The sequence below is a fragment of the Saccharothrix hoggarensis genome (assembly GCF_042678885.1).
GTDB lineage: Bacteria > Actinomycetota > Actinomycetes > Mycobacteriales > Pseudonocardiaceae > Actinosynnema > Actinosynnema hoggarensis.
The window spans coordinates 1-9,745 of the sequence record NZ_JBHTLK010000249.1; the positions used below are offsets into that span (position 1 = coordinate 1).

11 protein-coding genes are annotated in these 9,745 nt (G+C 73.1%); all 11 read left to right on the plus strand.

The features are described from left to right. Window positions 1-1,997 (plus strand): translation initiation factor IF-2 (gene infB, locus ACFQ3T_RS30720; RefSeq protein ID WP_380728608.1); only part of this gene is annotated, 1,997 nt, incomplete at its 5' end. A gap of 69 nt (window positions 1,998-2,066) precedes the next feature. Then, window positions 2,067-2,363, plus strand: coding sequence for a DUF503 domain-containing protein (locus ACFQ3T_RS30725; protein WP_380728610.1), 297 nt, complete (start codon window positions 2,067-2,069; stop codon window positions 2,361-2,363). A gap of 49 nt (window positions 2,364-2,412) precedes the next feature. Beyond that, window positions 2,413-2,862 (plus strand): 30S ribosome-binding factor RbfA, encoded by a 450-nt coding sequence (rbfA, locus tag ACFQ3T_RS30730; RefSeq protein WP_380728612.1) that lies wholly within the window; start codon window positions 2,413-2,415, stop codon window positions 2,860-2,862. A gap of 26 nt (window positions 2,863-2,888) precedes the next feature. Further along, a complete protein-coding gene (locus ACFQ3T_RS30735; protein WP_380728614.1) occupies window positions 2,889-3,893 on the plus strand; it encodes a DHH family phosphoesterase in 1,005 nt (334 codons plus the stop codon). A gap of 31 nt (window positions 3,894-3,924) precedes the next feature. Next, the gene (locus ACFQ3T_RS30740) at window positions 3,925-5,226 is read left to right on the plus strand and encodes an MATE family efflux transporter (RefSeq protein WP_380728616.1); all 1,302 of its coding nucleotides are present in this window, start codon (window positions 3,925-3,927) and stop codon (window positions 5,224-5,226) included. A 102-nt stretch (window positions 5,227-5,328) separates the two neighbouring features. Further along, window positions 5,329-6,678: an MFS transporter gene (locus tag ACFQ3T_RS30745; protein ID WP_380728618.1), complete on the plus strand. Its 1,350-nt coding sequence runs from the start codon at window positions 5,329-5,331 to the stop codon at window positions 6,676-6,678. A gap of 86 nt (window positions 6,679-6,764) precedes the next feature. Continuing rightward, window positions 6,765-7,601: a tRNA pseudouridine(55) synthase TruB gene (gene truB, locus ACFQ3T_RS30750; RefSeq protein ID WP_380728628.1), complete on the plus strand. Its 837-nt coding sequence runs from the start codon at window positions 6,765-6,767 to the stop codon at window positions 7,599-7,601. Between the two features lie 17 nt (window positions 7,602-7,618). Then, window positions 7,619-7,987 (plus strand): hypothetical protein, encoded by a 369-nt coding sequence (locus ACFQ3T_RS30755; RefSeq protein ID WP_380728620.1) that lies wholly within the window; start codon window positions 7,619-7,621, stop codon window positions 7,985-7,987. Between the two features lie 10 nt (window positions 7,988-7,997). After that, entirely contained in the window at window positions 7,998-8,939 is a 942-nt protein-coding gene (locus ACFQ3T_RS30760; protein WP_380728622.1) for a bifunctional riboflavin kinase/FAD synthetase, read from the plus strand. 91 nt (window positions 8,940-9,030) lie between these two features. Beyond that, window positions 9,031-9,513 carry a helix-turn-helix domain-containing protein gene (locus ACFQ3T_RS30765; RefSeq protein ID WP_380728624.1) on the plus strand — a complete coding sequence of 161 codons (483 nt, stop codon included), beginning with the start codon at window positions 9,031-9,033 and terminating at the stop codon, window positions 9,511-9,513. A 10-nt stretch (window positions 9,514-9,523) separates the two neighbouring features. Next, a partial coding sequence (locus tag ACFQ3T_RS30770) for a 2'-5' RNA ligase family protein (RefSeq protein WP_380728626.1) occupies window positions 9,524-9,745 on the plus strand: 222 nt, incomplete at its 3' end.

Sequence of the window (9,745 nt, forward strand, 5' to 3'; positions counted from 1 at the left end):
GTGGCGCCCCTGCTGGTGGCGGCGGCGGTTTCCGCGGTCGTCCCGGTGGTGGCGGGCCCGGTGGACGCGGCGGCGCCGCGGGCGCCTTCGGCCGTCCCGGTGGTCCGGCGCGTCGTGGCCGCAAGTCGAAGCGGCAGAAGCGCCAGGAGTACATGGACAACATGCAGGCGCCGTCGGTCGGTGGCGTCCGCCTGCCCAAGGGCAACGGCGAGACGATCCGCCTGCCGCGTGGCGCCTCGCTGACCGACTTCGCCGACAAGATCAACGCCAACCCGGCCTCGCTGGTGCAGGTGTTGTTCCACCTCGGCGAGATGGTCACCGCGACGCAGTCGGTGTCCGACGAGATCCTGGAGCTCCTGGGCTCCGAGATGAACTACAACGTGCAGGTCGTGTCCCCCGAGGAGGAGGACCGCGAGCTGCTGGAGACGTTCGACATCACCTACGGCGAGGACGCCGGTGACGAGGACGACCTGCAGATCCGGCCGCCGGTCGTGACCGTCATGGGTCACGTCGACCACGGTAAGACGCGACTCCTCGACACCATCCGCAAGGCGAAGGTGGCCGAGGGCGAGGCGGGTGGCATCACCCAGCACATCGGCGCCTACCAGGTGAAGACCGAGCTCGAGGGCAACGAGCGCCTGATCACGTTCATCGACACCCCGGGTCACGAGGCGTTCACCGCCATGCGTGCGCGTGGTGCGAACTCGACCGACATCGCGGTGATCGTGGTGGCGGCCGACGACGGCGTGATGCCGCAGACGGTGGAAGCGATCAACCACGCCCAGGCGGCCAACGCGCCGATCGTGGTCGCGGTGAACAAGATCGACAAGGAGGGGGCCAACCCCGCCAAGATCCGCCAGCAGCTCACCGAGTACGGGCTGGTCGCCGAGGAGTACGGCGGCGACACCATGTTCGTCGACATCTCGGCGAAGCAGGGCGTCAACATCGACGGTCTGCTGGAGGCGATCCTGCTGACCGCCGACGCGTCGCTCGACCTGCGGGCCAACCCGAACATGGAGGCCCAGGGCGTCGCGATCGAGGCGCACCTCGACCGCGGTCGCGGTCCGGTGGCCACGGTGCTGGTGCAGCGCGGTTCGCTCCGGGTCGGCGACTCGATCGTCGCCGGTGACGCGTACGGCCGCGTCCGCCGCATGGTGGACGAGCACGGCGCGGACATCACGGTGGCGACCCCGTCGCGGCCGGTCCAGGTCATCGGCCTCACGTCGGTGCCCGGCGCGGGCGACAGCTTCCTGGTCGTCGACGAGGACCGCGTGGCCCGGCAGATCGCCGAGCGCCGCCAGGCCCGCAGCCGCAACGCCGCCAACGCGGCCAAGCGGAAGCGCGTCAGCCTGGAGGACCTCGACGCCGCGCTGAAGGAGACCAGCGCCCTCACCTTGATCATCAAGGGTGACAACTCGGGTACCGTCGAGGCCCTGGAAGACGCCCTGATGAAGATCGAGGTCGGCGACGACGTCGAGCTGCGGGTCATCCACCGCGGCGTCGGTGGCATCACCGAGGGCGACATCAACCTCGCCGTCGCGGGTAGCGCCATCGTCCTGGGCTTCAACGTCCGGGCCGAGGGCAAGGCCACCGAACTCGCGAACCGCGAAGGCGTGGACGTCCGCTACTACACGGTGATCTACCAGGCGATCGACGAGATCGAGCAGGCCCTGAAGGGCATGCTCAAGCCGGAGTACGAAGAGGTCCAGCTGGGCCGCGCGGAGGTCCGCGAGGTCTTCAAGTCCTCCAAGGTCGGCACGATCGCGGGTTGCCTCGTGATGTCGGGCGAGATCCGGCGCAACGCCCGGGCCCGCCTGCTGCGCGACAACAACGTCGTGCAGGAGAACCTGCCGATCAGCTCGCTGCGCCGGTTCAAGGACGACGCGACCGAGGTCCGCGAGGGCTTCGAGTGCGGTCTGACGCTCGGCAACTACAGCGACCTGAAGGTCGGCGACATCATCGAGACGTTCGAGATGCGCGAGAAGCCGCGCGCCTGATCGTCTTCAGCCAGGTGCGGGGCCGTCGGAACCGGCGGCCCCGCACCCCTGACCACCTGGTGATCATCTGTGTTCGTCGGTGCCCTGGAGCTGGACGTCTTGCTCGGCGACGTCCACTCGTTGAAGCAGAAGCGGTCCGTGGTCCGGCCGATCGTGGCCGAGCTGCGGCGCAAGTTCGAGGTGTCGGTCGCCGAGGCGGGCCACCTGGACCTGCACCGCCGCGCCCTGATCGGAGTGGCGGCGGTCGCCGCCGACGCCGAGCATGTGAGGGACGTCCTGACCGCGTGCGAGCGACTGGTGGCCGGACGACCCGAGTTGGAACTCCTCTCCGCCCGCCACAGGCTGGTCGGGCCGGAGGACGAGTAGCACACGCCGCCCTCTGCGGCGGCACATCGGACGACAGGAGGGGAGCGCCGTGGCCGACCAGGCACGGGCTCGCAAGCTCGCCAAGCGGATCTCGCAGATCGTGGCTTCCGCGTTGGAGCACCAGGTGAAGGACCCGCGGCTGGCCCGCGTGACCATCACCGACACCAGGGTGACCGGGGACCTGCACGACGCGACGGTCTACTACACCGTGCTCGGCGAGAAGCTCGACTCCGAGCCGGACCTCGCGGGCGCCGCGGCGGCGCTGGAGAAGGCCAAGGGCGTGCTGCGCACCATGGTCGGGCAGCAGACCGGCGTCCGGTTCACGCCGACCCTGACGTTCGTCACCGACACCGTGCCGGACGAGGCGCGTCGGATGGACGAGCTGCTGGCCAAGGCGCGCGAGCTGGACGCCGAGGTGGCGCGGATCGCGCACGGCGCGGAGCCCGCGGGCGAGCCCGACCCGTACAAGGCGCCGCGCGAGCCCGAGGACGCCGACTAGCGTCGCGGCCGACTAGCGTTCCGGCCGTGCGCAACGACTCAGGCTTGACCGACCACTTGAGCGCCGACCTCGCCGCGGCCGCCCGTGTCCTCTCGACCGCCACCGACGTCACGTTGCTGGCCCACGTGAACCCCGACGCCGACGCGTTGGGGAGCGCGTTGGCGCTGGGCCTGGCCCTGCACCGCCGCGGTGTGGCGGTGCGCGTGTCGTTCGGCGCGCCGGACGAGGTGCCGGAGACGTTGCGGAGCCTGGACGTCGCGGGACTGCTGGTGCCCGCGTCGGAGGTGCCGGCCGAGCCGCCGGTGCTGGTGGCGTTGGACACGGGCAGTGTCGGACGGCTCGGGCCGTTGGCCGATCGGGTGTCCACCGCCGGTGTGGTGGTCGTGCTGGACCACCACGTGTCGAACCCCGGGTTCGGGCACGTGAACGTCATCGACGACCGGGCCGAGGCGACCGCGCTCGTGGTGCTGCGGCTGCTGGACGAGCTGGGCGTCGAGCTGGACGAGCCGGTGGCGCGCTGCGTCTACGCCGGTCTGGTGACGGACACCCGGTCGTTCCGGCACGCGTCCGCGACCACGCACCAGGTGGCGGCCCGGCTGATCGCGGCCGGGGTGGACGCCGAGGCCGTGGCCCGGCCCCTCATGGACTCTCACCCGTTCGGGTATCTCGGGATGTTGGCGAAGGTGCTCGGCCGCGCCCGGCTGGAGCGCGAGGCCGCGGGCGGGCGGGGGTTCGTGCACGCCGTCGTGACGCTGGAGGACGCCTCCGGGCTGCGGCCCGAGGAGGTGGAGAGCGTGGTCGACCTCGTCCGCACCACGGCGGAGGCCGAGGTGGCGGCCGTGCTGAAGGAGCTGCGGCCGTCGTCGTGGTCGGTGTCGCTGCGCGCGGTGAGCGAGGTGGACGTGCGCGAGGTGGCGCAGCTGCTCGGCGGCGGCGGTCACCGCCTGGCGTCCGGGTTCACCGCCGCCGGCACCGCCGACGAGGTGCTGGACCGGCTGCGCGCCGCGCTGGAGACGATCGCCGGGTCCTGACCGGGCGCCGCGGGCTGAGGGGGACGGACGGGTGGAGGAGCGGGTACCGGCCCGGCGGGTCGTCGGGCTGGCCGCGCCGGCGCTGGTGGTGCTGGCGGCCGAGCCGCTGTACGTGCTGGTGGACACCGCCGTCGTCGGCCACCTCGGCGCGTTGCCGCTGGCCGGGCTGGCGTTGGGCGGCGTGCTGTTCACGCAGGTCGCGACGCAGTTGACGTTCCTCTCCTACGGCACCACGGCCCGCACGGCGCGCTTGTTCGGCGCGGGACGGCGGCCGGAGGCGGTCGAGGAGGGCGTGCAGGCGACGTGGCTCGCGCTGGCCGTCGGCCTGGTCGTGATCGCGGCGGGGCAGCTGTTCGCCGGTCCCGCGGCACGCCTGCTGGCCGGTGGGGGCGCGGTCGCCGACAACGCCGTCGCGTGGCTGCGGATCGCCCTGTTCGGCGCGCCGTTCGTGCTGGTCACGATGGCCGGCAACGGCTGGATGCGCGGTGTGCAGGACACCCGCCGCCCGCTGCGGTACGTGCTCGTCGGCAACGGCATCTCGGCGGTGCTGTGCCCGGTGCTGGTGCACGGCGCCGGGTGGGGCCTGGAGGGCTCGGCGGCGGCGAACGTGGTCGCGCAGGCGTTGTCGGCGTGCCTGTTCTTCCGGGCGCTGCGCGCGGAGCGGGTGAGCCTGCGGCCCGACCGGCGCCGGATGCGGGCGCAGCTCGGCCTCGGCCGCGACCTCGTGCTGCGCAGCCTCGCGTTCCAGGCGTGCTTCCTGTCGGCCGCGTCGGTCGCCGCCCGCACGTCGGTCGGCGCGGTCGGCGCGCACCAGGTGGTGCTGCAGCTGTGGACGTTCCTCGCGCTGGTGCTGGACTCGCTGGCGATCGCCGCGCAGTCGATCGTGGGCGCGGCGCTCGGCGCGGAACGGCGTGAGCAGGCCAAGCGGTTCGCCTGGCAGGTCACCGGCTACGGGCTGTGGTTCGGCGTGCTGCTGGGGGTCGTGTTCGCGGCGCTGTACCGGCCGCTGCCGCTGGTGTTCACGACCGACCGGGCGGTGCTGGACGAGATCCCGCACGCCTGGTGGTTCTTCGTGGGGCTGCAGCCGATCGCGGGCGTGGTGTTCGCGCTGGACGGCGTGCTGCTCGGCGCGGGCGACGCGAAGTTCCTGCGGACGGCGACGCTGGTGGCGGCGGCGTTGGGGTTCCTGCCGCTGGTGTGGGCGTCCGCCGCGTTCGGCTGGGGTCTGACCGGCATCTGGACGGGGCTGTCGGCGTTCATGGCGCTGCGGCTCGTGCTGGGGCTGGCGCGCGCCCGGTCCGGCAAGTGGGCGCAGGTCGGGGCCGTGCGCTGAGCGGTCCGCGGTGTGGTGAGGGGCACCCCGGGAATCGTTAACACTAGGCAACTTTTTCCCGATACTGGGAGTGCAGCCGCACGGAAGCCTAGGAGACCCGCCTTGCCGGTCGATCGCGCCACCAAGCAAGCGTGGCTGATCTGGTCAACCGCCGTCGTCGTCTACATCGCCGCCCTGTTCCACCGCACCTCGCTGGGCGTCGCCAGCCTGGAGGCGGGCGACCGCTTCGCCGTCGGCCCCGCCGGTCTCGGCACGTTCACCGTGCTCCAGATCGGCCTCTACGCGCTGATGCAGATCCCCACCGGCCTGCTGGTGGACCGCTTCGGCCCGCGCCGCGTGCTGACCGCCGCCGCGCTGCTCATGGGCGCCGGCCAGGTGTTGTTCGCGCTGGCCGGGTCGTACCCGCTCGGGCTCGCCGCCCGCGCCGTGCTCGGCGTCGGCGACGCGATGACGTGGGTCAGCGTGCTGCGGCTCGCCGCCGCCCACTTCCCGCCCCGCCGGTTCACGCTGGTCATGACGCTGTCCGCCGCGCTGGGCGGCGCGGGCAACCTCGTCGCGACCGTGCCGCTGACGCTGCTGCTGGACAACGCGGGCTGGACGGCCACGTTCCTGATCGCGGGCGTGGCGACGGCGGTGTACTCGGCGGTGGTCGTGTGGCGGGTCCGCGAGGTGCCCGACGGCGTCGTGCCGCCCGCGCCCGAGCCCGTGCCGCTGCGCGCCCTGGGCGGACGGGTGCGGGAGGCGTGGCGCGAGCCGAGCACCCGCCTCGGGTTCTGGGTCCACTTCACGTCGATGTCGACGCCCGCGCTGCTCGGCCTGCTGTGGGGCTTCCCGTACCTGGTCGAGGCGCAGGGCTTGTCGCGCCCGGCGGCGTCCGCCGTGCTGAGCACGCTGGTGCTGGTGGCGATCGTGGTCGGCCCGGTGCTGGGCACGGTGATCGGCGGCCGGCCGGAGTGGCGGATGCCGATCGTCGGCTGGTACCTCGCCACGGCCGTCGTCTGCTGGGCCGTGCTGCTGGGCTGGCCGGGCGGCGTGCTGCCGACGCCGGCGCTGTACCTGCTGTTCGCGGTGCTCGCCGTGGGCAACCCGGTGTCGGGCGTGGCGTTCGCGTTGGTGCGCGACTACAACCCGCTGCACCGGGTGAGCACGGCGACCGGCGTGGCGAACGTCGGCGGGTTCGGCGCGATCACGTTCACCGCGCTCGCCGTGGGCGTGCTGCTGGACGTCGTCGAGCCGGTCGTGGCGGCTCCCCAGGCGTACCGGATCGCGTTCCTTTCCGTGGTCGCGGTGATGCTGCTCGGCGTGTGGCGCACGGTCGTGTGGTGGCGTCGCGCGCGGGCCGCCGTGTTCGCGGCCGAGGAGCGCGGCGAGACCGTCCCGGTGCAGTTGCGCCGCAGGCGCTGGGACGTCGTCGCCGGCCGAGCGGACAGCCGGACCCTCGTCGAGGCTTAGGATCCTCGACCGTGTCCGCATCTTCTCGTGCCCGAACCGCCGTCCCCGTCCCGCCCGGCCTCGTCGTCATCGACAAGCCCGACGGCATGACCTCGCACGACGTGGTGGCCAGGGTCCGCCGCATCCTCGGCACCCGGAAGGTCGGGCACGCGGGCACGCTCGACCCGATGGCGACCGGCGTGCTCGTGCTCGGCATCGAGCGGGCCACGAAGCTGCTCGGCCACCTGGCGCTGGACAGCAAGGCGTACCTGTCGACGATCCGCCTCGGCTCCGCCACCACGACCGACGACGCCGAGGGCGAGGTGCTGTCCACGGCCGACGCGTCCGACGTCCCCGAGGACGCCATCCGGGCCGGCGTGGCGAAGCTGACCGGCGCGATCGAGCAGGTGCCCAGCGCGGTGAGCGCCGTGAAGATCGACGGCAAGCGGGCGTACGCGCGGGTGCGGGCCGGCGAGGACGTGCAAATCCCGGCGCGGCCGGTGACCGTGCACCGATTCGACGTGCTGGCGATCCGGCGCGAGGGCGACGCCACCGAGCTCGACGTCATGGTCGAGTGCTCGTCCGGCACGTACGTCCGGGCGCTGGCCCGCGACCTGGGCGCGGACCTCGGCGTCGGCGGGCACCTGGCGGCCCTGCGCCGCACCCGCGTCGGCCCGTTCGACCTGCGCGTCGCCAAGACGCTGGACCAGCTGGAGGAGTCGCCCGGCCTGTCGCTGGACCTCGACGCCGCCGTCTCGACCGCGTTCCCGCGCCGCGAGATCGCGCCCCGCGAGGCGGTGGCCCTGTCGCACGGCCAGCGGCTCGCCGCCGGCGGGCTGGCGGGCACGTACGGCGTGTTCGGCCCCGACGGCCACGTCGTCGCCCTGGCGAAGGACGAGGGCGCGGTGGCCAAGCCGTTGGTGGTACTCACGCCGGCGGGCTAGGGCCTACCTTGGAGCGCATGGCGAGATGGGTCTGGCCGGCCGCGGCCGGTGTCGTGACGTCGGCCACCGGGGTGGCCATCAACCTGGCCACGGACGGCGGCACGAACCCGTGGGCGTGGGTGGCGGTCGTGCTGCTCACGGCGCTGGGCGTGGTCATCGCGCTGCGCGTGCCGAGAGCCGCGCCGAAGCCGCCGGCCGCCGAGCCGCCGGCGCCCAGGTCGTCGGTCAGCAACGTGATCCGCGGCGACGTGGCCGGTCCCGTGCTCCAGGTGGGCGACGTCGACTCGATCTCCGTCAACTCGCCGAGCACGGTCAACCAGACCGCCATCGCGCGCGACGGCGGCACCGTCCACCAGGCCGGACGGGACGTCAACCTCAACCCGTAGGCTTGCCGGCGTGCAACGCTGGCGAGGGCTGGACCACCTACCGGGCGGCTGGGGCCGCTGCGTCGTGACCATCGGCGTGTTCGACGGGGTGCACCGCGGGCACCAGGCGCTGATCAACCGCGCCGTCGAGCTCGCGCGCGACCGGAACGTGCCGAGCGTCCTGATCACCTTCGACCCGCACCCGTCCGAGGTCGTGCGGCCCGGCAGCCACCCGGCCCAGCTCACGAGCCTGCGCCGGCGCGCCGAACTGGTCGAGGGCCTGGGGGTGGACGTGTTCTGCGTGATCCCGTTCACCGCCGAGGTGGCGCGCACGCCGGCGGACGAGTTCGCGCACGAGGTGCTGGTGGACCGGCTGCACGTGGCGGCCGTCGTGGTGGGGGAGAACTTCACGTTCGGCCACAAGGCGGCGGGCACCGTGGACCTGCTGCGCGCGCTGGGCAAGCGGTTCGGTTTCGTGACCGAGGGGGCGGATCTGGTGACCGACGACGGCGTGACGTACTCGTCGACGTACATCCGGGCGTGCATCGACGCGGGCGACGTGGCCGCGGCCGCCCACGCGCTGGGCCGGCCGCACCGGCTGGAGGGCATCGTGGTGCGCGGCGACGGCCGCGGCAAGGAACTCGGCTTCCCCACGGCGAACCTGTCCACGACCCGCTTCGCCGCCGTGCCCGCGGACGGCGTGTACGCGTGCTGGTTCGTGCACGGCAGCGGGAGGAGGCTCCGCGCCGCCGTCAGCGTGGGCACCAACCCGACGTTCAGCGGTCGGGAACGCCGCGTCGAGGCCTTCGTGCTGGACGTGGACGAGGACTTCTACGGGCAGCGGGTGGCGCTCGACTTCGTCCACCGGCTGCGGGACATGGAGAAGTTCGACAGCGTCGAGTCGCTGCTGGAGCAGATGCACCGCGACGTCGCCACGACCCGCGAGATCCTGGCCGGCGACGACGGCGCCTGAACCGTTGAACCAGGTGGGTGGAACCGGCCGTGCGACACCGGGCGACCTGGCAGGATGCCTGGCAGGTCGAGCGGTCAGGGGAGAGGCGAAGGTGGAGGACCACAAGATCGTCCAGCGCAACCTCGCGTTGCAGCGGGAGTGGTACGGGGAACCCCTGGGCGACCGGGTGCGCCGGCTGGTGGTCGCGTTCAACGTCTCGCAGGCCCAGCTCGCCGACGTGCTCGGCATCAGCGCGCCCATGCTCAGCCAGGTGATGAGCGGCCGCCGCGCCAAGATCGGCAACCCCTCCGTGCTCGCCCGGATGATCATGTTGGAGCGCAAGGTCCTCACCGCCGACGTGGCGACCGGCGCGCCCGAGGCGTTGCAGCGCGCGCTGGAGGACGTGCGGCTGTCCAAGCCGACGGTGAGCCGCGACTCGTTCCCCGTCAACGGAGCCGACGACGAGGTGTCCGTGGTGTTCCCGGTCCTGCGCCGCGTCGCCGACCGCCGCGAGCTGTCGCAGGCCGCCGACGTGCTGGGCGAGGACTTCCCGGCGCTGGCGGAGCTGCTGCGCCGCGCGAGCAAGGAACGCTGACGGTCGGGCGTTGAGCCTCTTCTCCGCCCTCTTCCCACCCGCCGACGTCGTCGACGAGCTGCTGGACGCCCTGGCCCCGCTCCGCCTGGCGCACCCCCGGCTCCGCTGGGTGCGGCCCGACCGCTGGCACGTCACCGTCCGGTTCTTCGGCGAGGCCGAGCCCGCCGACCAGCTCGCCGCGCTGCTCGGCTTGGCCGCGCCCGTGGTGCGGCTGCGCGGGAGCGGCCGGTTC